This window comes from Micromonospora sp. NPDC048063 (assembly GCF_043202855.1).
In the GTDB taxonomy this organism is placed as follows: Bacteria; Actinomycetota; Actinomycetes; order Mycobacteriales; family Micromonosporaceae; genus Micromonospora.
Map to the genome: position 1 here is coordinate 448,367 of NZ_JBIDBG010000004.1, position 22,140 is coordinate 470,506.

Below are 22,140 nucleotides of genomic sequence, written 5' to 3' on the forward strand. Positions count from 1 at the left end.
CGGCGGCGGGTCACGGCTCGTTCTCGGGCAGGCGGAGCAGCGGGGCCCGGCCCGGCGCCTGCTCCGGAGCCGGTCCGGAGACCTCCAGCGGCGGGATCGGCACGGTGACGGGCTCGTCGCAGGTGACCCGGACCGTCTCGCCGTGGTGCCGCAGCTCCAGCAGGTCCTCCGGGTCACCGTGGCGCAACGCGTACGTGGTCTCGTGCGGCCGGACGTCCACCCGCAGCCGCATCCCGCGCCACTGGAGCGAGAACTCCAGCCGCCCGAGCCGGCTGGACAGGCGCGGCGCGAACGACAGCGTGCCGTCGTGGTCGCGGAGCCCGCCGAACCCGGCCACCAACGCGATCCACGCCCCCGCGAGCGACGCCATGTGCACGCCGTCGCGGGTGTTCTCGTTGAGGTCGTGCAGGTCCATCAGCGCGGCCTCGCGCAGGTAGAGGTGCGCCAGCTCCGGGTGGCCCACCTCGGCCGCCAGCACCGCCTGGGTGCACGCCGACAGCGACGAGTCCCGCACCGTCCGGCGCTCGTAGTAGAGGAAGTTGCGCAGTTTTTCCTCCGGGGTGAACGCGTCGCCCCGCCAGTGCATGGCGAGGACCAGGTCCGCCTGCTTGACCACCTGCTTGCGGTAGAGGTCGAAGTACGGGTAGTGCAGCAGCAGCGGGTACTTCTCCGGCGGCGTGTGCGCGAAGTCCCACTCCTGGAGCCGGGTGAAGCCCTCCACCTGCTCGTGGACGTCGACCTCCTCGTCGTACGGGATGTGCATGGAGGCCGCCGCGTCCCGCCAGGCGGCCGCCTCCTCGTCGGTCACACCGAGGTGGAACGCCTCGTCCCGGTAGCGCATCACCGCGTCGGCGGCGGTGATCAGGTTCCGCTGCGCCATCAGGTTGGTGTAGATGTTGTCGTTCTTCACCGCCGTGTACTCGTCGGGGCCGGTCACCCCGTCGATGTGGAACTGGCCGTGCCGGTCGTGGTGGCCCAGCGACCGCCACAGCCGGGCGGTCTCCACCAGCAGCTCCAGCCCGATCTCGCGCTCCAGCTCCGTGTCCTCGGTGACCTGCACGTAGCGCCGCAGCGCGTCGGCGACGTCGGCCGCGATGTGGAAGGCAGCGGTGCCCGCCGGCCAGTACGCCGACGACTCCGGTCCCTCGATGGTGCGCCAGGGGAACGCCGCGCCCTCCAGGTTGAGCATCCGGGCCCGCTCGTGCGCGGCGGCCAGCGTGCGGTGCCGCCAGTGCAGCGCGTCCCGCACGGCGGCCGGGTGGGTGTAGGTGAGCACCGGCAGGACGAACATCTCGGTGTCCCAGAACGCGTGCCCGTCGTACCCGGGGCCGGTCAGGCCCTTCGCGGCGATCGGCCGCTGCTCCGCCCGGGTGCCCGCCTGGAGGACGTGGAACAGGCCGAACCGGACGGCCTGCTGGACCTCCGGGTCGCCCTCCACCACCACGTCGGCGGCGTCCCAGAACTCGTCGAGGTATTCCCGCTGCTCCCGGTGGAGCCCGTCCCAGCCGTCCAGCCGCGCCCCGGCCAGGGCCGCGCCGACCTGGTCCCGCAGGGCCGGCAGCGAGCGGCGGCTCGACCAGCCGTAGGTGAGGTACTTGACCACCCGCAGCGTCTCGCCCGGCTTGAGCACGCACCCGATCGTGGTACGCACCCAGTCCTCGTACCCCTCGGACTCGATGGTCTTGCGCGCCGGGGCGTACACCTCGTGCTCCATCGCGGCGGCGACCCGCAGCCCGGAGAGCTTGGTCCGGTGGATCAGCAGCCCGCCGTCGTCGGTGGTGAGTTCCTCCTCGGCCTGCAACGGCGACTCCAGCACGGCCGCGACCCGGGGGTCCCGGCTCTGCGCGGGCAGCGTCTCGTTCGCGACGAGTTCCGACTGGATGATCAGCCGCAGCGGGCCGTCGACCGCCTCCACCTCGTAGTTGATCGCCGCGACGGAGCGCTGGGTGAAGGAGACCAGCCGGGTGCTGCGGACCTTGACCTCGCGGCCGGCCGGCGACCGCCAGTGCAACTCGCGGTGCAGGGTGCCGGCGCGCAGGTCGAGGATCCGCTCGTGGGAGAGGAGTTCGCCGTACCGGACGTCGAGCGGCTCGTCGTCGACCAGCAGCCGGATCAGCTTGCCGTTGGTGACGTTGACGATGGTCTGGCCGGATTCCGGGAACCCGAACCCGGCCTCCGCGTACGGCAGCGGGCGCAGCTCGTAGAAGGAGTTGAGGTACGTGCCGGGCAGGCCGTGCGGCTCGCCCTCGTCCAGGTTGCCGCGCAGCCCGACGTGCCCGTTGGAGAGCGCGAACACCGACTCGGACTGGGCCAGGACGTCCATGTCCAGCCGGATCTCCCGGATGTGCCACGGCTCGACGGGATAGGCCCGTTCCCTGATCACGCGGGCCGCCCGGTGTCGAGCAGGTCGGCGAGGTCGGTGACCACCACGTCGGCGCCGTGGGCACGCAGCTCGGCCGCCTGGCCGACCCGGTCGACCCCGACCACGTAGCCGAACCCGCCGGCCCGGCCGGCGGCCACCCCGGCCAGCGCGTCCTCGAAGACGGCGGCGTGGGCCGGGTCGACCCCGAGCAGCCCGGCCCCGGCCAGGAAGGTGTCGGGGTGCGGCTTGCCGCGCAGCCCCTCGGCGCGGGCGACCAGCCCGTCGACCCGCGCCTCCAGCAGCGGTTCCAGGCCGGCGGCGGCGACCACCTGCCGGCCGTTCGCGCTGGCCGTGACGACCGCGCGGCGCAGGCCGGCGGCGGCCGCGGCCTTCAGGTAGGCGACCGAGCCGGGATAGACGTCCACACCGCGGGTGCGCAGCCGCTCCAGCAGCAGCACGTTCTTCCGGTTGCCGACCCCGTTGACCGTGTCGGCGTCCGGGGGGTCGTCGGGCGCGCCCTCGGGCAGCACGATCCCCCGCGAGGCGAGGAAGGTGCGCACCCCGTCGGCGCGGGGCCGGCCGTCGACGTACCGGTTGTAGTCCGGCCCTGGGTCGAAGGGACGGAACGGCTCGCCGGTGGCGGCGGCACGCTGGCGCAGGAAGCCGTCGAACGTCTCGGTCCACGCGGCGTTGTGCACCCGGGCGGTCTGCGTCAGCACCCCGTCCAGATCGAAGAGACAGGCGGTCACGTGAGCAGGCAGGCCCAGCACGGTACGAATCTATCCAGACGTCCGCGCCGGCAAACCGGTTTCGGCCCGGTTGCCCGGGGACGGCTCAGTGCGGGCGCAGCGTCCAGACGACCGTCATCGCGCCGGTGGCCTTCCCCTCCTCGGTGGCGATCTCCACCTGCACCGGGAACTCCGGCCGCTGGCCGGCCTCCAGCTCGGCGACCACCTCGGCGGGGGGCCGACCGAGTCGCGCCGTCGCCAGCACCGGGCCCATGGCGAGCTTCCGGTACGCGATCTCGGCCCGCACCGCCAGCGGCGTGGCCCGGTCGAGCAGCTGCGCGAACGCGGCCAGCACGACCGCGCCGGAGGCGGTCTCGCCGAGGGTGAACATGGCCCCGGCGTGCGGCCCGCCGACGTGGTTGTGGGTGGCCGGCGAGTCGGGCAGGCGGACGACCGCCCGCACCCCGCCCTCCGCCTCGGGGGCCACCTCGACGAATTCGATGCCGAGCGTACGCGCGAACGGCACGGCCTCCAGCATGCCGGCCGCCACCTGGCGCGAGTCGATGGTCATGCCCCGACGCTACTAGCCGGTAACTTCGCCGGCAAGGGTCACCCGGTCAGCGCCAGCCGACGTCGATGCGGTCACCCCGCTCGTCGAAGAAGTGCAGCGCGTCCATGCGCACGGAGACGGCCAGGGGGTGACCGGCGGAGACCGCGGGGTATGGCGCGAGCCGGACCGCCAGCTCGGCCGGGCGGCGGTGGTGCCGGCCCGGGTCGTTCAGCACGCTGGTCCGGGCGCCGGGGGTCGGGGCGCGCTCGTCCTCCGCCGCGCGCCCGGTCAGCCGCTGCATCACCTGGCCGAAGCGGCGCAGACCGCGCTGGTCGACCGGGGCGTCGACGGGGGTGCCCATCTCGTCCACCACGATCGCGGTGGCCCCGATGTCGACGAACGCGAGCGACTCGTGACCGTGGTGCTCCAGGTAGCGGATCCGGCCGTGGAGCACGTCGCCCGGCGTGTCCGGGGCGACCGGGGTGAGCGCCTCGGCCCGCATCCCGACCACGATCCGCTCGCCGTGGTAGTGCGCGACCGCCCGGCTGCGGATGTCGTCCCAGGGCAGGTGCAGCGCCTGCTCGCCGAGGGTGAGGGTGACGTAGCGGTCCAGGTGGACGTAGACCGACGCCTCCAGCAGGTTCATCCGCGGGCTGCCGAGGAACGCGGCCACGTAGAGCGTGGCGGGGCGGCCGTAGACCTGGGTCGGGGTCCCCACGTCCTGGAGGACGCCCCTGCGCATGATGGCGACCCGGTCGGCCATGGTCAGCGCCTCGGCCTGGTCGTGGGTGACGTAGATGGTGGTGACGCCCAGCTCGCGGGTGAGCCCGGAGATCTCGGCGCGCAGCTCGGCCCGGAGCCCGCTGTCGAGGTTGGACAGCGGCTCGTCCATCAGGAACAGGCCGGGGCGGCGGACGATCGCCCGACCCATCGCGACCCGCTGGCGCTGCCCACCGGAGAGCTGGTTGGGCCTGCGGCCGAGCACGTCGCCGATGCCGAGCGCGCTGGCCACGTCGGTGACCCGCTCGCCGCACGGCTCCGGATCCATGCCGGCCAGCCGGAGCGGGAAGGCGATGTTGTCCCCGACCGTCATGTGTGGGTAGAGCGCGAAGTCCTGGAAGACCATGGCGATCTTCCGCTCCCGCGGCAGGAGGTCGTTGGCCAGCTCGCCGTCGAGCAGCACCGCGCCCGACGTCGGGTCCTCCAGCCCGGCGACCATCCGCAACACCGTGGACTTCCCGCAGCCCGACGGGCCGAGCAGCACCATGAACTCGCCGTCGTTGACGTCCAGGTTGACGCTGTCGACGGCGAGGGTGCCGTCCCTGAACACCTTCGTGACATCCTTGAGCGCGACGGTGGTCACCCGTCCCCTCCCCAGCTCGTCGACCGAACCCCGATTGACTGTGACGAGGATCATTCAATCCGGATATCGGGTAAACGTGCCATGTTCGACCCGTGACATTCCTGTTGCGCCCCACCGGGTGGGACGGGCGGGCGACCCCGGGGGCGCGGGCGATCGCGGTCAGCAGCAGCGGGGCTGCGGCTGCTCGCCGAGGAAGACCCGGCGGACCACCCGTTCGGCGGCGTGGCCGTCCTCGAGCGCGCAGAACCGGGCCCGGAACCGCTGCCGGACCCTCGTCGCCTCCGCCGAGTCGACCCCGCCGGCGCGGAACAGGTCGAGCAGGTCGGCGAAGCTGGTGGCCACCGCGCCGGGCGGCTCCGCGAGCAGGTCGAAGTAGACGCCGCGGGCCAGCCGGTACGCCTCCCAGTCCGGGGCGTAGACCACGATCGGCCGGTCCAGCACGGCGTAGTCGAACATCGCCGACGAGTAGTCCGTGACCAGCACGTCCGCCACGAGGTAGAGGTCCTCGACGCGCGGGTGGCCGCTGACGTCGCGCACCCGGTCCCGGTCCACCGGGCGCCGGGCCGGCCGCTCCCGGTCGTGGAAGTAGTGGCTGCGCATCAGCAGCCGGCCGGCCGGGCCGAGCACGTCGAGCAGCCGCCCCGGGTCGAACGGTGGCCGGTAGCCGGGCAGGTGTTCCCGGTGCGTCGGGGCGTACAGGACGACCCGCTCGCCGAGGCCGAGGCCGAACTCCGCGCGCAGCCGGAGCACCTCCTCGGCGGTGGCGTTGACCAGCCGGTCGTTGCGCGGGTAGCCCACCTCCAGGGTGGTGTACGCCGCCGGATAGGCCCGCTCCCACATCTGGGTGGAGAAGCTGTTCGCGCTGATGCTGAAGTCCCACCGGTCCACCCGGCGCAGCAGCCCGGCGAAGTCCATCCCCACCGCGCCGATCGGGTACCGCTGCTGGTCGAGCCCCATCACCTTCACCGGCGTGCCGTGGTGGGTCTGCACGTGCACCGACCCGGGCCGCTTGCGGACGTAGTCCGGGAAGTTCACGTTGTTGACCAGCCACCGCGCCCGTGCCAGCGCCCGGTAGTACGCGGGGGTGCCGGCCACCACGTACTCGACGCCCTCGGGCATAGTGTGCACCCGGTCCCGCCGGACGATCCACACCCCCCGGACCTGCGGCGCCAGCCGCCGCGCCGCCTCGTGGAGCGCGGCCGGGTTGTCCGCGTAGCCGCGGTACCAGTAGGCCGCGTACACGGCCAGCGTCGGGTCGACGGGTCGGCGCAGCTCGGCCCGGTAGTACTCGCGCAGCAGCGTGTCCCGGGCCAGCCGGGCGGCCCGCCGGGCCCGGGGCGCGACCCGCCGCCTCGTCGTCCGGGCGGTACGCCGGGCGGTGTCCCGCGCCCGGTAGACGGTGCGCAGGGCGCTGAACGTGCGCCAGCGCCCGGCGGCCACCAGCCGGTGCTTGAGCCCCTCCGCGCCCCCCGGGGCCGGGTAGCCGCCGGGCGGCAGCCAGCGCGCGTAGTCGGCGGTGATCTGGGCGAAGAAGGCGGGCCGCAGCTCCGGCGCGATCCGCTGCCCGTTGCCGAGCACGGTCAGGTAGTGCCAGATCATCCGCTCGAAGACCGCCGGGCGCAGGTCGTCGACTGCCGGCCCCCAGGAGTCCATCAGCCGGAACACCCGGTGCCACTGGTGGAAGACCTCGAAGTGCCGGTCGCCCCGCGTCCTGGTGATCGCGCCGGACCGTCGCTGGCGGTAGTTGACGCAGACCCGGTCCAGCACGCCGATCCGCTCGGCGGCCATCAGCACCGGGTAGCTGAACGAGACGTCCTCGTACCAGCCGGGGGCGAAGCGCAGCCCCTCCTCGCGCAGGAACTGCCGGCGGACCAGCCGGTTCCAGGCGGTGTGCAGCACCCGCAGCGTCTCGGGCCGGTCCCGCAGCCGGAAGGTGCCCTCGCCGGGCGGCTCGGGGAACACCTCCGCCATGGCGCTGCGGGTCACGGCGTTGCTCCAGTGCGTCCGGACGTGGTCGACCAGGAGCACGTCGGGGCGGGTGGCGCGGAGGCGCTCGGCCACCTCCACCAGGCACTCCGGGGCGAGCCAGTCGTCGCCGTCGACGAACCAGACGTACTCGCCGACGGCCCGGTCCAGCCCGGCGTTGCGGGCCGGACCGAGCCCGACGTTCTTCGTCAGCCGGACGGCGTGCATCCGCCGGTCGCGGGCGGCGTACTCGGCGAGGATCTCGCCGCTGTCGTCCGGCGAGCAGTCGTCGACGCCGATCACCTCGATGTCGGCGACGGGCTGGTCGAGGATGGAGTCCAGGCACTCGCGCAGGTAGCCCTGCACCCGGAAGGCCGGCACGACGAAACTGATCAGTGTCATCCGGCCGGCCCCTCCGTCAGCCCGGCGAGCGGCCTCCCGCACCGGCCAGGCCCACCGACGCCCGCGCGGCGCGGGCGGGCAGGACGACCCAGGCGAGGACGACACTCCCCACGAAAACCACGAGAAGGTACGTACCGAGTGTAGCCATCCCGATACCCGCAATTCCGACGATCGCCGCCAGGGCCAGCAGCACGGACCGCCCCTCCCAGCCGAGCGTGAGACCGTGCAGCGGCGGCGCGGACTGCCGCTTCTCCAGCCGGGCGGTCAGGTCGTAGTGGTGCAGGGTCAGCACGAAGACGTAGCCGAAGACCAGCCACGGCGGCACGTCGCCGACCACCCCGACCGCGATGGCGAAGAGATACTCTCCCGCCCGCAGCGCGGCCGGCACCAGCCAGTCCAGCGGCCCGTTGTGCGCCGCGCCCGCCCCCAGGCCGCCGACCAGGAGCACCAGCAGCGCGACCGGCACCGCCCAGCCCAGGCCCGGCGCCTTGGTGCCGTCCCGGGTGAGCAGGGCCGCCACCAGCAGCGCCGCCGGCCCCAGCGCCGCGACGACCGCCAGCGTCAGCGGGCCCATCGGGCGGACCACCGGCAGCCGGCGGGCCAGCGGGCCGTCGTCGCGGTGCAGGGTGGCGTCGACCGTGTCCAGCACCGGCACCCACATCCAGCGCGCGCGCAGGGTGCGCAGCGCCCCGGTGTACGCGAACGCCAGCACCCCCCACGCCAGCACCGTGTACAGGCTGACCAGCGGGCCGAACAGCGCCACGGTCAGCGCGATCAGCGCCCACCGCTCCCCGATCGGGAAGACCACCGTCCGCTTGAGCCAGTACGACACCGACCCCGTGTCGGCCTGTACCCGGTTCGACGCGGCGTTCAGCTTGTCGCCGATCCCGCCGCCGGAGGTGCCGACGGCCTTCGGTCGGCGCGCCGCCTCGTCGTGCAGCACGCCGTACCACGTGTCCGTCATGTGCCGGACGGTCTGCAGCGTCATCGCGGCGATCGCCAGCGCCCAGCCGTACCGGAACCCGGCCTGGGTGGCCCCGTAGCCGAGGCCGGCGTAGACCACGTACTCCTTCGCGCGGTCGGCCATCGTGTCCAGCCAGCCGCCCCAGGCGCTGAAGTGGCGCGTGTAGCGGGCGAGCTGGCCGTCCACGCAGTCGAGCACGAAGCCGAGGTAGAGCAGCACCGCCCCGGCGACCAGCGCCGGCCGGCCGCCGACGCCGAACAGCACGGCGGCGGCCACCGCGAAGGCCACCGAGATCATCGTGACGGCCGTCGGGCCGAGCCCGAGCCGGGCGGACGCCTTCGTGACGTACGGGGACCAGGTGCTGACGAAGAAGGTGGTGAAGAAGTCGTCCCGCTCCTTCACCGACAGCCGCAGCTCCGCCCGGTCCTCGTCGACGGCGGCCACGGCCGCCTCCGCGGCGGCCAGCCCCGCCGGGTCGCTCACCCGGTGCGCGACGAGCAGGCGTACGCGGTGGGCGAAGGTCAGCGCGCCGAGCCCGGTGAGGCCGGCGAAGAGCCGGTCCACGGCGGGCCCGGCCGGCGGCGGCGCGGCGGCCGGCGGCGTGCCGGCGGGCAGCACCCCGGCGGCGGCCGCGCGCGCGGCGGCGGCGAGCGACGGCAGGTCGGCGACGCCGACCCGCAGCGCGCCGCCGAAGATCCCGGTGGCGTCGCCGTTCAGCGTCTCCGGCGGCCCGGCCTCGACGACCTGGCCGCGCTCCTCGCGCACGGCGGTGCGCCCGTCGCCGGGCGGGTCGGTGAGCACCAGCGCCACCGTCGGCCCGACCGGGCTGGTCGCCAGGTGCCGCAGGACGGCGGTGTGCGCGACCAGGTCGGCGCCGGTGACCAGCACCGGGCCGGTGGCCGCGTCCACGAGGGCGGCCAGCTCGTCCAGGTCGACGGCGCGGCGCACCTCGTCCGCCCCGGCGGCGCGGAGCTGGGCGGCGAGCCGGTCGGCGAGGGGTTCGCCCGCGCGGGTGGGGAGGCTCGCGGCCGGGGCGTCGGCGGCGAGCACGATCGCGAGGGTCACCGCGGGACCGCGGCGTGGTACGCGTCGAGCGCCTCGGCGATCGTGCCGTCGACGCTCAGCCGGCCCCCGTCGAGGTAGAGCCCCCGACGGCAGAACCGGGTCAGGTCCTTTTCGTTGTGTGACACCAGCACCAGAGTGCGCCCCTCCCCGAGCAGACGGTCGATCGTCGCATAACACTTCTTGCGGAACTCCGCGTCCCCGACGGCGGTCACCTCGTCCATGAGCAGGATCGGGTGCGGCAGGTGCGAGATGATCGCGAAGCCGAGCCGAACCTTCATACCGGACGAGTAGTGCCGCACCGAGGTGTCGATGGCCCGCTCCACCTGCTCGCCGGCGAACGAGACGATGTCGTCGAAGTGCCGCCGCAGGTAGCCCGACGACAGCCCGTGCAGGCCGCCGACCAGGTAGAGGTTCTCCCGCCCGGTCAGGTCGTTGGAGAAGCCGGCGGAGAGCTCCAGCAGCGGCGCCACGTCCCCGCGCACCCGGATCCGCCCCTCGTCGGGGATCAGCACCCCGGCGATCAGCCGCAGCAGCGTGCTCTTGCCGGTGCCGTTGCGGCCGATCACGCCGACGGTCTCGCCGGCCGCCACCGAGAACGACACGTCCCGCAGCGGCCAGAACTGGCCGGCGGAGGCGCCGCGCGTGCCCCGGTGGATGAACAGCTCCCGCAGCCGGAGCTGCCGCCGCCGGTTGCGGACGAACCGGATGCCGAGCCCCTCCGCCTCGATGATCGGGTCGGCCATCGTCACAGTTCCTTGAGCACGGCGGGTTCGAGCCGGCGGAACGACCACCAGCCGGCGGCCAGCACCAGCAGGCTGACGCCGACGGTGGTGGCGAGCAGCCGGGCGTCCGGGAACTCGTCCGGGTACCAGACCGCGTGGTGCAGCTGGAAGATGCCGACCAGCGGGTTCAGCTCGTATGCGAACTTCAGCCAGCCCGGCAGGTCGGCGCCCCGCACGAGGCTCAGCGGGTAGATGATCGGCGTCGCGTAGAAGAGCACCCGGATGACCAGCCGCATGAACCGCTCGACGTCGCGCATCAGCACGTTGACCGCCGAGAGCAGCAGCGCCAGCCCGACCAGCAGGACGGCCTGCACCGCCACCGCCAGCGGCAGCGCGAGCAGCGACCAGCCCAGGTCGATCCCGCCGGACGCGGCGTACCCGACGGCGACGGCGACCAGGATCGGCAGGCCGGCGGCGTACTCGGCGAAGCGGCCGGTGACCCGGCCGATCGGGAAGACCTGCCGGGGCACGTTCATCGTCGTGATCAGCCGGGACTGGCCGGTCAGCGCATTGGTCGCCTCGCTCAGCGCCGAGCTGGTCCACATCCAGGCGAAGATCCCGGTGATCAGGAACAGCGGGTACGAGTCGGCCGCGTCACCGAGGTGGCGGGTGGTGTCCCGGGAGTAGAGGACGCCGAAGACGAACCAGTAGATCGCCCCCATGCCGAGGGGCTCGATCAGCGACCAGAGGTAGCCGAGCACGGACTGCTGGTACTTCACCGCAAGGTCGCGCCGGACGAGGATGCGCAGGGAGTTGCGGTGCGACCACAACGCCGCGACGCCAGAGGTCACCGCCGCCTCCCGCCTCACCGGACGGACGACAGGTTAGCAGTCGGTGAACGAACGCCCCCTCAGCACTCGATCACGTTGACGGCCAGGCCGCCGCGCGCCGTCTCCTTGTACTTCACCTTCATGTCCGCGCCGGTCTCGCGCATGGTCTTGATGACCTTGTCGAGCGATACGTGGTGCACCCCGTCGCCGCGCAGCGCCAGCCGGGCGGCCGTGATCGCCTTGATGCTAGCCACCGCGTTCCGCTCGATGCAGGGGATCTGCACCAGGCCACCGACCGGGTCGCAGGTCAGCCCGAGGTTGTGCTCCATGCCGATCTCGGCGGCGTTCTCCACCTGCTCCGAGGTGCCGCCGAGCGCCTCGGCCAGCCCGGCGGCGGCCATCGAGCAGGCCGAGCCCACCTCGCCCTGGCAGCCCACCTCCGCGCCGGAGATCGACGCGTTCTCCTTGAACAGCACGCCGATCGCGCCCGCCGCCAGCAGGAACCGGACCACCCCCTCGTCGGAGGCGCCCGGCACGAACCGGGTGTAGTAGTGCAGCACCGCCGGGATGATCCCGGCCGCCCCGTTGGTCGGCGCGGTGACGACCCGGCCGCCGGCCGCGTTCTCCTCGTTGACGGCGAGGGCGAAGAGGGTCACCCAGTCCATCGCCCGCAGCGGGTCGGTGGGGTCGGACTCCGTCGCCAGGCTGCGACGCAGCTCGGCGGCGCGGCGGCGGACCTTCAGCCCACCGGGCAGCACCCCGTCCCGCGAGCAGCCCCGCTCGACGCACTCCCGCATCACCCGCCAGATCTCCAGCAGGCCGGTGCGCACCTCGCCCTCGCTGCGCCAGGACAGCTCGTTGGCGAGCATCACCTCGCTGATCGACAGCCCCGTCGACGCGGTCACGTCGAGCAGTTGCGCGCCGGTGAGGAACGGGTGCCGCACGCGCGTCGCGTCCGGCTTGATCCGGTCCGCCCCGGCCGCCGCCTCGTCGACCACGAACCCGCCGCCGACCGAGTAGTACGTCCGCACGCGCAGCTCCGCGCCCCGGTCGTCGTACGCGACGAAGGTCATCCCGTTCGGGTGGTACGGCAGCGACCGGCGCCGGTGCAGCACCAGGTCCCGGTCCGGGTCGAAGCCGATCTCGTGCGCGTCGAGCAGGCTCAGCCGGCGCTCCGTCCTGATCCGGCTGATCCGCGCGTCGACGGTGTCGGTGTCGACCGTCTCCGGCGCCTCGCCGGCCAGCCCGAGCAGCACCGCGCGGTCGCTGCCGTGGCCGTGACCGGTGGCGCCGAGCGAGCCGAAGAGTTCCGCCTGCACCCGGACGGTGCCGGTCAGCAGCCCGTCGGCCTTCAGCCCGGCGACGAACGTGCGGGCGGCCCGCATCGGCCCCACCGTGTGCGAGCTGGACGGCCCGATGCCGACGCTGAAGAGGTCGAAAACGCTGATCATGCTGCACTTCCTCGCCGTCGTACCCCTCGCGGGGTCCGGCCCGGTCGTGGCCGGCCCGGACCCGGGCGGCCGTCGGCACCCGGAGGTACGGGTGCCCGACGGGCGAGCCTACCCGCCCAGCTCACCGGCTGCCCGGCGCGTCGCCCCGATCGTCGGCATCCGAAAAGCCGGCGCCGCGCGGGGACTGCCCCGAGGCCCCCGTGGGCCGTCGATCCGGGCGGGTGCCCGTGGCACCCGTCCGCGCGGCGCGTCGGGCGGACGGCTCCCGGGTAACCACCTACGGGGACGCGGGCGGCCGATCCTCCCCAGGGCCGAGGGCGTGGTGGGCGCACGTTCCTACCGTTGAGGCAGACGCGGCGAACGCCGCAGAGTGGGAGTACGACGATGAGTCGCAAACTGGTCCGCCCCCGTCAGGGACGCATGATCGCCGGTGTCTGCGCCGGTCTGGCCCAACGTTTCGGCAGGTCGGCGGGGTTCGTCCGGCTGCTGTTCCTGCTGTCGCTGCTGCTGCCCGGCACCCAGGTGATCTTCTACCTGGCGCTCTGGCTCCTGATGCCGAACGAGGACCGCCACGCCGCCACCCGCTACTGACTGCTCTTGACGGCCGGCTCCATCCGACTGATGGAACTCTGGCGGTCACCGACGGTCACGGGGCGGTGTAGGTGACCGTGACCTTCGCGTAGCCGAGGGAGCGGAGCAGGCCCTCCAGCATCTTGCGGGTGTTCTCCTCGGCCCGCTGGCTGAGGCCGCTGTCCCGGGCGGCGGTGGTGATCCGCTCCTCGGCGAGCTGGTAGACCTGCTGCTGGCGGTTGGGATCGCCGTCCACCAGCTCGCCGATCCGGTTGAGCAGCCCGCGCTCCTCGGCGAAGACGTAGCTCTTCTCCAGGTCGAGGTTGGTCTTGCCGAGCTGCGGCGCCGGCAGCCTGATCTCCACCGACTTGCCGTCGGCCGACTCGACCACCGCGCCCTCGGAGATCCTGGCGAAGTCCACATACGCCTCGACGCTGCCCGCCCCCACGAAGAGGGTGCGCTGGTTGAGCAGCCAGTCGGGCACGTTGCGCCGGTCGTTCTGGAGGTCCACGACCACCTGGAAGTTGCCCTCGGCGGCGACGTAGCGGCTGAGGTCCTGGATCGACTTGAGCAGCGGCGGCTGACTGCGGTCGGTCTGCTCCTTGGCGAACGGGTTGCGGAAGTCCGGCAGGATGCCCGTGGCCTGCACGCCGAGCAGCACCACCACCGCCAGGGCCGCCGCGCCGAGCACCCAGAGCAGGCCGCGGGCCGGCCCGCCGGCCGGCGTCGGCGCGCCCGGCGCGGGCTCGGGTGCGACGTCCGTCCGGGCCTTGAGCTCGTCGCCGGTCGGGTAGCCCGGGAACTCCCTGGTGGGCTCGTTGCTGTCACCGTCGCGGGCCATGGCCCTCACCGTCCTCGTCAGACACGTCGTCTGTCATGACGGTAAGGCCCCGGTACGACAGGCGCTCGCCGAGCGGCGCGACCGGGTGCCCGCGCCTCGCGGGAGCCGGCGTGGACACCGGTCGGGCGGGGCGGAAACCGTAGGTCAGGCGAAGGCCGACAGCCCGGTCAGCCGCTGCCCGATGACCAGTTGGTGGATCTCCGACGTGCCCTCGTAGGTGAGCACGCTCTCCAGGTTGTTGGCGTGCCGCATGACCGGGTACTCCCCCGAGACGCCGTTCGCGCCGAGGATGGTGCGGCACTGCCGGGCGATGGCCAGCGCCTCCCGGACGTTGTTGAGCTTGCCCACGCTCACCTGGTCGGGGCGCAGCCGCCCGGCGTCGGCGAGCCGACCCAGGTGCAGCGCCAGCAGCGCGCCCTTGTTCAGCTCGACGGCCATGTCGGCGAGCTTGGCCTGGGTGAGCTGGAAGCCGGCCAGCGGCCGACCGAACTGGGTGCGCGTGGTGGCGTACTCCAGGGCGGTCTCCAGGCAGTCGCGGGCCGCGCCGAGGGCGCCCCAGACGATGCCGTGCCGGGCCTCGGTCAGGCAGCTCAGCGGCGCCTTGAGCCCGACCGCCTCGGGCAGCCGGGCGTCCGCCGGGAGCCGCACGTCGTCGAGCACGACCTCCCCGGTGACGGAGGCGCGCAGCGACATCTTGTGCCGGATCTCCCGCGCCGTCACCCCGGGCGTGTCCATCGGTACGGCGAAGCCGCGCACGCCGTCGTCGGTGCGCGCCCAGATCACCGCGACGTCGGCGACCGGCGCGTTGGTGATCCACATCTTGGCGCCGGTCAGCACCCAGTCGTCGCCGTCGCGGCGGGCCCGGGTGGTCATCGACGCCGGGTCGGAGCCGTGGTCGGGCTCGGTCAGGCCGAAGCAGCCGATCGCCTCGCCGGTCGCCATCGACGGCAGCCAGCGCTGCTTCTGCTCCTCGCTGCCGTAGCGCCAGATGGCGTACATGGCCAGTGAGCCCTGCACCGAGACCAGGGAGCGGACGCCGGAGTCACCGGCCTCCAGCTCCAGGCAGGCCAGCCCGTACGCGACGGCCGACGCGCCGGCGCAGCCGTAGCCCGTCAGGTGCATGCCGAGCAGGCCGAGCTTGCCGAACTCGACGGCCAGCTCCCGGGCGGGCACCCGGCCCTCCTCGTACCAGCCGGCGACGTGCGGGCGGACCCGGTCGTCGACGAGCTGGCGCACGACGGCGCGGATCTGCCGCTCCTCCTCGGTGAGCGAGGAGTCCAGGTCGAGCAGGTCGGTACGGCTCATGGCAGCCACCTTAACGAAGCCTCAGGCGCGGGCGTCGGACGAGGCGCGGACGCCACGAGGCGTGGGCGTCGGACGCGGCGCCCGCGACGCGAGCCCTCGTCACTCGATCGGCTCGGAGAGGACGAGCACCCGGGCGTGGATCTGGTTGCGCTGCTGGAGCGCCGCCCGCAGCGCGCGGTGCAGCCCGTCCTCCAGGTAGAGCCCGCCGTTCCACTGCACCACGTGCGGAAAGAGGTCGCCGTAGAAGGTCGAGTCCTCGGCGAGGAGCTTGTCCAGCGCCAGCTCGCGCTTGGTGGTGATCAACTGGTCCAGGCGCAGGGGCCGCGGCGGGATCTCCGCCCACTGCTTGAGCGTCAGGTTGTGCTCCGGGTAGGGACGCCCGTCCCGGACCGCTCTGAAGATCACGACGGCACGCTCCCCTCCCCCTAGGCCCGGCCGACCCACGACGCGGGGCCGGATCGCGGCACGGCGCCGCGACCTGCGGTGCCGATGACCGTGCCAGCGTAGCGGGCTGCGGCACCCCGCGTTCTGCTCCCTGATGTCAGTTTCACTACCCACAGTCCGGTTCTCAACCGGGCGAAACACCCCGAGCCGGTCAGCTCCACCGCCCGCGCCGGATCACCTCGTCCACCGGACGCCGTCCCCGGCGCAGCGACGGTGACCGGTGGTCCGGCGCCCGGTAACCCACGGTGACCGCCCCGATCGGCTCGTACTCGCCCGGCACGCCGAACGCCTCCCGGTAGGCGTCGAGGCGCTGCGGCGGGATGCCGAAGAAGCAGGCCCCCAGCCCCTCGTCCACGGCGGTCAGCAGCATCAGCAGGGCCGCGAAGCCGGTGTCGACGTACCAGTAGGGCACCGGCCAGCGCTCCGCCGAGCGGTCCGCCCAGCCCTTGTCCGGCTCCGCGTACCGCTCCAGGTAGGCCGAGCGGTTCGCGTGCGGCACGACGATCAGCGGGGCTCGGCGCATGCCCGCCAGCCAGCGCTCCCGGCCGCCCCCGCCGGGGGTGGCCGCCGCCCAGAACCGGTCCCGGTCCGCCGGCTCCTCCAGCACCAGGAACCCCCACCCCTGGGCGAAGCCGGCCGACGGCGCGTGGACCGCGTGGTCGAGCAGCCGCTCCACCACGTCGGGCGGCACGGGACGGTCCGGGTCGTAGTTGCGGACCATCCGGCGCCGCCGGACCACCTCGCTGAACTCCATGCGCTCCCCCGCTCAGACCCCGGGCCGTACGCCCCAGACACCCCGCCACGTCGCGCCCGACTTCAGGGTGATCACGTCCCGGCCGGAGCGGAACGCGTCCGGCGGGCAGGTCATCGGCTCCACCGCGACGGAACGGCGGCACCGCTGCCCGGGAAGCGCGTCGCCGGTGAACACCTGCCACCAGCCGAACTCCCGGTCCGCCCAGATCCGCACGCCCGCCGAGCCGTCCGGGGCAGACAGGGTGACCGCCGAGCCGCCGTCGTCGTCGCGGATCACGTCGCCGAAGGTGACGTCCAGCCGGGCGCGGCCGATCCGTCGGGGGCTGGTCCAGTCGTACTCGGTGCCGGCGACCTCGCTGGCACCGATCGGCAGCAGCCGGGAGTCCACCTGCAACCGCCTCCGGGCCGGCAGCCGCATCGACAGGTCGTCCACCGCCACCCCGGGCACGCGCAGGTACGGGTGCACGGCGAAGCCGAACGGCGCGGGCTCGGCACCGAGGTTGGTCGCCTCGTGCTCCGCGCGCAGCCCGTCCGGGCCGACGCTCCACCGGGTGCGCAGCCGCAACGGCCACGGGTAGCCGGGCTGCGGCGGCAGGTCGTAGCCGACGGTCACCGCGTCGGGCGACCGGTCCAGCAGCCGCCACGGCACCCAACTGACCAGCCCGTGGATGGCCACACCCCGGTCCGGCTCGCTGAGCGTGAGCTGCAACAACCGGTCGCCGAAGGTGTAGCGGCCGTCGCGGATCCGGTTCGGCCACGGGGCCAGCACCTGCCCGGCGCAACCGGGGCACATCTCGTCGGCGTCGTACCCGTCGAGGTGGTCGACCCCGTCGTGCCGGTATGTCCGCACCCCGCCGCCCACCTCCACGATGACGGCCTCGTGGCCGGCGCCGGAAATGGCCCACTGTGCGCCCGAAGGCGACCGCTGGTCGGGGATGTCCATGCGGGCGACCCTAGCGGTTCGCGCCGTGCGGTCGCTCGCCCCGACCCGGCCGGTCAGCCCCGTTCAGAGCCGGAGGCGGACGCCGCCCGGTAGCGCAGCAACGCCGGGAACGCCACCGCGAGCAGCACCGCCAGCGCCGCCGAGATCAGCCCGCCGCTGACCCAGGCGACCCCGCCGCCGAACCCGGCCGCGACCGCCCCGGCCCGCAGGTCACCCAGGCGCGGACCGCCCGCGATGACCACCGTGTTGACGCCCATGAGCCGGCCGCGCATCCGGTCCGGCGCGTAGACCAGCAGCATCGACTGCCGCAGCACCGCGCTGACCAGGTCGGCCGCCCCGGCCACCGCGAGCAGCAGCACCATCAGCCAGAGCTGGCCGGCGAGCCCGGCCACCGCCACGGCCAGGCCCCAGGCGACCACGGCCGCCACCAGCGCCAGGCCCTGCCGGCGCAGCCGGCCGATCCAGCCGGAGCTGAGCCCGCCGAGCATCGCGCCGAGCGCGAGCGCGCTGTAGAGCCAGCCGACGGCCGCCCCGCCGCCGAACCGCTCCTCGGCGATCTCGGGAAAGAGCGCACGGGGCATGGCCAGCACCATCGCGATCAGGTCGATGGCGAAGGAGAGCAGCAGCACCGGCGTGGTGGACAGGTAGCGCAGCCCGTCGACGATGCTGGCCAGCCCGGCCCGCCGGGGAGCGTCGCCCCCGTCCGGGTCCGGCTCGGGCGGCATCGCCGGCAGCCGGAAGGTGGCCCAGACGGCGACGGTGAACAGCACGGCGTCGAGCGCGTACGCGATCGGCAGGCCGACCTCGGTGTCCCAGCGGGCGAAGATCAGGCCCGCGGCCAGCGGCCCGAAGACCGCCGCCGCGGTGTAGGTGGTGAAGTTCAGCGTGCTCGCCGCCGGCACCAGGTCCAGCGGCACCAGCCGGGGCAGGATCGCGTTGCGGGTGGGCGAGCTGATCGCGAAGGCGATCGACTGCACCGCCACCAGCACCAGCAGCAGCAGCGGGCTGCCGACCCCGAGCAGCGCCTGCGCCAGCAGGCCGAGCGTCGACGCCCACAACACCGCCGAGGTGGCCAGCAGCACCATGCGCCGGTCGCGCGCGTCGGCCACCGCGCCGCCCCAGAGCCCGAAGACCAGCAGCGGTACGAACGCCGCGATGCCGATCAGCCCGACCCAGAGCGAGTCCTCGGTCAGCGCGTACATCTCCACCGGCACGGCCACCGCGGTGAACTGCATGCCGAACATCGCGATGCCGTTGCCGAGCCACATCCGCCGGTACGCCGGCTCGGCCAGCGGGCGCAGGTCGATCGCGAACCGGCGCAGCCCGCGCGGCCGGGGTTCCTGGAGCTGGGTCACGGAGCCAGCCGCTCGACGGTCCACTCCCCGTCCCCGGCACGCCGGAACCGCAGCCGGTCGTGCAGCCGGCTGGCCCGGCCCTGCCAGAACTCCACGGAATCCGGCCGCACCCGCAGCCCGCCCCAGTGCGGCGGCGCCGGGATCGGCTCGACCTCGGCGAACCGCTCCGCCGCCGCCCGGTACGCCACGTCCAGCGCCGCCCGGTCGGGGACCACGCGGGACTGCGGGCTGGCCCAGGCGCCGAGCTGGGAGCCGCGCGGCCGGCTGGCGAAGTATTCCTCGGTCTCCGCCCGGTCGACCCGCTCCACCCGACCGGCGACCACCACCTGCCGCTGCATCGGGAACCACGGGAACACCAGACTCGCGTACGGGTTGGCGGCCGCCTCGGCGCCCTTGCGGGAGCCGTAGTTGGTGAAGAAGACGAAGCCCTCCGGGTCGTACCCCTTGAGCAGCACCGTCCGCGCGCTCGGCCGGCCGGCGGCGTCGGCGGTGCCGACCACCATCGCGTTCGGTTCGGGCAGCCCGGCGGCGACCGCGTCGGCGAACCAGCGGTCGAACTGGGTGTGCCAGTCGGCGGCCAGGTCCGCCTCGGAAAGGCCCAGGTCCGCGGCGTACTCGTTACGCATCGCGGACGGGGGCACTGTGTCGCCCGTCACTTTCTCTCCCCTCCCCGTCGACCCGGCCCACGCCCTCCGAGCAGGCCAGCCCGCACCGCCCAGTGTCGCCGACGAGTCCGGGCCGCCCCGGGCGGGGGATGTCGCGTGCAGCACAGTCGCAGCGGGTCGCGGATCCGGTACCCAGCAGGCAAGATGTCACGAACACATCCCTGATGAGGGTCGCCTGGGGCGCTCGGCCGACTGGCCGGTGAGGGCTGGCCGGGCGCACCGAGCAGACCCAGGAGAGATGACATGGCCGATTTCAAACCCGGACTGGAGGGCGTCGTAGCCTTCGAGACCGAGATCGCCGAACCCGACCGCGAAGGCGGCGCGCTGCGCTATCGCGGGGTCGACATCGAGGATCTGATCGGCCAGGTCTCCTTCGGCAACGTGTGGGCGCTGCTGGTCGACGGGCGGTTCGGCCCGGGCCTGCCGCCGGCGGAGCCGTTCCCGGTGCCGGTGCACTCCGGCGACATCCGGGTGGACGTGCAGTCCGCGGTCGCGATGCTCGCCCCCTACTGGGGCCTCGACCAGCTCCTCGACATCTCCGACGAGCAGGCCCGCGAGGACCTCGCCCGGGTGTCGGTCACCGCACTGTCCTTCGTCGCCCAGTCCGCCCGCGGCCTCGGCCTGCCGGCGGTGCCGCAGAAGGAGATCGACAAGGCGTCCACCATCGTCGAGCGGTTCATGAAGCGCTGGCGCGGCGAGCCGGACCCGCGGCACGTCAAGGCCGTCGACGCCTACTTCATCTCGGCCGCCGAGCACGGCCTGAACGCCTCCACCTTCACCGCCCGGATCGTCGCCTCCACCGGCGCCGACGCCGCGGCCTGCATCTCCTCCGGCATCGGCGCCCTCTCCGGCCCGCTGCACGGCGGCGCCCCCTCCCGCGTGCTCAGCATGCTGGAGGCGGTCGAGCGCAGCGGCGACGCCGAGGGCTACGTGAAGGGCGTCCTCGACCGGGGCGAGCGGCTGATGGGCTTCGGCCACCGGGTCTACCGGGCCGAGGACCCGCGCGCCCGGGTGCTCCGCCGCACCGCCAAGGAACTGGGCGCGCCGCGCTTCGAGATCGCCGAGGCGCTGGAGAAGGCCGCGCTGGCCGAGCTGCAGGCCCGCCGCCCGGACCGGGTGCTCGCCACCAACGTCGAGTTCTGGTCGGCCGTGGTGCTCGACTTCGCCGAGGTGCCGGCGCACATGTTCACCTCGATGTTCACCTGCGCCCGGATGGGCGGCTGGAGCGCGCACATCCTGGAGCAGAAGAAGCTCCAGCGGCTGGTCCGCCCGTCGGCCCGCTACGTCGGCCCGGGCAGCCGCAAGCCCAGCGACGTCGAGGGCTGGGACGCCATCCCGCACGGCGTCTGAGATGTAAGGAAGGGCACCTTCTTATCGCCTCGTGCATAGGAAGGGGCCCTTCCTTGCACCTGGGCGGCGCGTGTTGTGGCGGATGCCTCACGACCGGGTGTGGGACCAGCCGCCGAGCAGGCCGGCCCGGGTGGGAGGATGAAGGCCGGCAGAGTCGCCGGACCGGGCCCGGATCCCGGCCGCCCCGCGCGCCCGCGCGCGTCCGCCGTCGATCCGCGCCCGCCTGCAGACCGGGCCCGCCCTCGCCCATGCGGAAGGATCTCGACAACCGTGGCTGACGCACCGACCATCCGGATTCCCGACGACCTCAAGCCCGCCGACGGAAGGTTCGGCTGCGGGCCGTCCAAGGTCCGTCCGGCGGCGGTCTCCGCCCTCGCCGACGTGGCGACCAGCTACCTGGGCACCTCCCACCGGCAGAAGACCGTCCGGGACCAGGTCGCCCGGCTGCGCCGTGGCATCGCCGAGTTCTTCTCCCTGCCCGAGGGCTACGAGGTGGTGCTCGGCAACGGCGGCACCACCGCGTTCTGGGAGGTCGCGACGTTCGGCCTGGTCCGGGACCGGGCGCAGTTCGCCAGCTTCGGCGAGTTCGGCGCGAAGTTCGCCAAGTCCGTCAAGGACGCCCCCTTCCTCGGCGAGCCCACCATCCGCAAGTCGGAGGCCGGCACCGCCCCGAGCCTGGTGGCCGAGGCGGGGGTCGACGTCTACGCCACCCCGCACAACGAGACCTCGACCGGCGTCGCGGTGCCGATCAGCCGGGTGGCCGGCGCCGACCCGGGCTCGCTGCTGCTGGTCGACGCCACCTCCGGCGCCGGCGGGCTCGACGTCAACGTCGGCGAGACCGACGTCTACTACTTCGCCCCGCAGAAGTGCTTCGGCTCCGACGGGGGTCTCTGGCTGGCCCTGATGTCCCCGGCCGCCCTGGAGCGGGCCGGCGAGATCAAGGCGTCGGGCCGCTACGTCCCGGCCTTCCTCGACCTGGTCACCGCGATCGACAACTCGCGGCTGGAGCAGACCTACAACACCCCTGCCCTGGCCACCATCTTCCTGGCCGCCGAGCAGACCGACTGGATGAACGCACAGGGCGGGCTGGCCTGGGCGGCCAAGCGCACGGCCGAGAGCGCCGCGATCGTCTACGGCTGGGCGGAGCGCTCCGACGTGGCGACGCCGTTCGTCGCCGACCCGGCGCTGCGGTCCAACGTGGTCGCCACCATCGACTTCGCCGACGGGGTCGACGCCACCGCGATCGCCAAGGCGCTGCGCGCCAACGGCATCGTGGACACCGAGCCCTACCGGAAGCTGGGCCGCAACCAGCTGCGGGTCGCGCTCTTCCCGGCCGTCGAGCCGGCCGACGTCGAGGCGCTGACCGCGTCCATCGACTACGTGGTCGAGCGGCTCTAGGTCGCCGTCACGTTCGGTGGCCGCCGGCCCGTACGGCGGCCACCGAACGTGATCATCGCCGCAGCTCAGTCACGACATGCGGGTGTCGCATCCCCCACCTCAGGGAAGATGCGC

At 73.6% G+C, this 22,140-nt stretch carries 19 protein-coding genes; 3 read left to right on the forward strand and 16 right to left on the reverse strand.

Annotated features, from left to right (window positions below; all coding sequences use genetic code 11):
* Positions 1 to 10: 10 nt before the first annotated feature.
* The 9 genes from ACGFZ2_RS13865 to ACGFZ2_RS13905 form a co-directional block, all read right to left on the reverse strand.
* Positions 11 to 2,383 carry a glycoside hydrolase family 65 protein gene (locus ACGFZ2_RS13865; RefSeq protein WP_393453260.1) on the reverse strand — a complete coding sequence of 791 codons (2,373 nt, stop codon included), beginning with the start codon at positions 2,381 to 2,383 and terminating at the stop codon, positions 11 to 13.
* Positions 2,380 to 3,132 carry an HAD-IA family hydrolase gene (locus ACGFZ2_RS13870; protein WP_393453263.1) on the reverse strand — a complete coding sequence of 251 codons (753 nt, stop codon included), beginning with the start codon at positions 3,130 to 3,132 and terminating at the stop codon, positions 2,380 to 2,382. The genes ACGFZ2_RS13865 and ACGFZ2_RS13870 overlap by 4 nt, the downstream gene beginning before the upstream one ends.
* Positions 3,133 to 3,196: 64 nt before the next feature.
* Positions 3,197 to 3,661, reverse strand: coding sequence for a DUF4442 domain-containing protein (locus ACGFZ2_RS13875; RefSeq protein WP_393453266.1), 465 nt, complete (start codon positions 3,659 to 3,661; stop codon positions 3,197 to 3,199).
* A 46-nt stretch (positions 3,662 to 3,707) separates the two neighbouring features.
* Positions 3,708 to 5,003: an ABC transporter ATP-binding protein gene (locus ACGFZ2_RS13880; protein WP_393453269.1), complete on the reverse strand. Its 1,296-nt coding sequence runs from the start codon at positions 5,001 to 5,003 to the stop codon at positions 3,708 to 3,710.
* Positions 5,004 to 5,162: 159 nt separating this feature from the next.
* Entirely contained in the window at positions 5,163 to 7,370 is a 2,208-nt protein-coding gene (locus tag ACGFZ2_RS13885) for a CDP-glycerol glycerophosphotransferase family protein (protein ID WP_393453272.1), read from the reverse strand.
* A 16-nt stretch (positions 7,371 to 7,386) separates the two neighbouring features.
* Positions 7,387 to 9,399 carry a DUF5941 domain-containing protein gene (locus ACGFZ2_RS13890; protein WP_393453275.1) on the reverse strand — a complete coding sequence of 671 codons (2,013 nt, stop codon included), beginning with the start codon at positions 9,397 to 9,399 and terminating at the stop codon, positions 7,387 to 7,389.
* On the reverse strand, positions 9,396 to 10,142 hold the full coding sequence (locus ACGFZ2_RS13895; RefSeq protein ID WP_393257866.1) for an ABC transporter ATP-binding protein: 747 nt from the start codon (positions 10,140 to 10,142) through the stop codon (positions 9,396 to 9,398). Before ACGFZ2_RS13895 ends, ACGFZ2_RS13890 begins: the two co-directional genes overlap by 4 nt.
* Positions 10,143 to 10,144: 2 nt before the next feature.
* A complete protein-coding gene (locus ACGFZ2_RS13900; protein ID WP_393453278.1) occupies positions 10,145 to 10,972 on the reverse strand; it encodes an ABC transporter permease in 828 nt (275 codons plus the stop codon).
* Between the two features lie 59 nt (positions 10,973 to 11,031).
* Positions 11,032 to 12,402, reverse strand: coding sequence for an L-serine ammonia-lyase (locus ACGFZ2_RS13905; RefSeq protein WP_393453281.1), 1,371 nt, complete (start codon positions 12,400 to 12,402; stop codon positions 11,032 to 11,034).
* 384 nt (positions 12,403 to 12,786) lie between these two features.
* Here ACGFZ2_RS13905 and ACGFZ2_RS13910 point away from each other — a divergent pair, with 384 nt between their 5' ends.
* The gene (locus ACGFZ2_RS13910) at positions 12,787 to 12,993 is read left to right on the forward strand and encodes a PspC domain-containing protein (RefSeq protein ID WP_393453284.1); all 207 of its coding nucleotides are present in this window, start codon (positions 12,787 to 12,789) and stop codon (positions 12,991 to 12,993) included.
* A gap of 55 nt (positions 12,994 to 13,048) precedes the next feature.
* Here ACGFZ2_RS13910 and ACGFZ2_RS13915 read toward each other — a convergent pair whose 3' ends face one another.
* The 7 genes from ACGFZ2_RS13915 to pdxH all read right to left on the reverse strand — a co-directional run bounded on the left by ACGFZ2_RS13915 (position 13,049) and on the right by pdxH (position 19,239).
* Positions 13,049 to 13,813 (reverse strand): DUF4230 domain-containing protein, encoded by a 765-nt coding sequence (locus ACGFZ2_RS13915; RefSeq protein ID WP_393453287.1) that lies wholly within the window; start codon positions 13,811 to 13,813, stop codon positions 13,049 to 13,051.
* 144 nt (positions 13,814 to 13,957) lie between these two features.
* Positions 13,958 to 15,118, reverse strand: coding sequence for an acyl-CoA dehydrogenase family protein (locus ACGFZ2_RS13920; RefSeq protein ID WP_393453290.1), 1,161 nt, complete (start codon positions 15,116 to 15,118; stop codon positions 13,958 to 13,960).
* A gap of 99 nt (positions 15,119 to 15,217) precedes the next feature.
* A complete protein-coding gene (locus ACGFZ2_RS13925; protein WP_007454850.1) occupies positions 15,218 to 15,523 on the reverse strand; it encodes a type II toxin-antitoxin system VapB family antitoxin in 306 nt (101 codons plus the stop codon).
* A 190-nt stretch (positions 15,524 to 15,713) separates the two neighbouring features.
* Complete coding sequence (locus ACGFZ2_RS13930) at positions 15,714 to 16,316, reverse strand: nitroreductase family protein (protein WP_393453293.1); 603 nt, start codon at positions 16,314 to 16,316, stop codon at positions 15,714 to 15,716.
* A gap of 12 nt (positions 16,317 to 16,328) precedes the next feature.
* Entirely contained in the window at positions 16,329 to 17,258 is a 930-nt protein-coding gene (locus ACGFZ2_RS13935; protein WP_393257844.1) for an aldose 1-epimerase family protein, read from the reverse strand.
* A 53-nt stretch (positions 17,259 to 17,311) separates the two neighbouring features.
* The gene (locus ACGFZ2_RS13940; RefSeq protein ID WP_393453296.1) at positions 17,312 to 18,613 is read right to left on the reverse strand and encodes an MFS transporter; all 1,302 of its coding nucleotides are present in this window, start codon (positions 18,611 to 18,613) and stop codon (positions 17,312 to 17,314) included.
* Positions 18,610 to 19,239 (reverse strand): pyridoxamine 5'-phosphate oxidase, encoded by a 630-nt coding sequence (pdxH, locus tag ACGFZ2_RS13945; RefSeq protein WP_393259180.1) that lies wholly within the window; start codon positions 19,237 to 19,239, stop codon positions 18,610 to 18,612. Before pdxH ends, ACGFZ2_RS13940 begins: the two co-directional genes overlap by 4 nt.
* Positions 19,240 to 19,521: 282 nt before the next feature.
* On the opposite strand from pdxH, the gene ACGFZ2_RS13950 reads away from it, so the two are divergent.
* Positions 19,522 to 20,628: a citrate synthase 2 gene (locus ACGFZ2_RS13950; RefSeq protein WP_350685273.1), complete on the forward strand. Its 1,107-nt coding sequence runs from the start codon at positions 19,522 to 19,524 to the stop codon at positions 20,626 to 20,628.
* Between the two features lie 270 nt (positions 20,629 to 20,898).
* Positions 20,899 to 22,026, forward strand: coding sequence for a phosphoserine transaminase (gene serC, locus ACGFZ2_RS13955; protein ID WP_393297896.1), 1,128 nt, complete (start codon positions 20,899 to 20,901; stop codon positions 22,024 to 22,026).
* Positions 22,027 to 22,140: the final 114 nt, after the last annotated feature.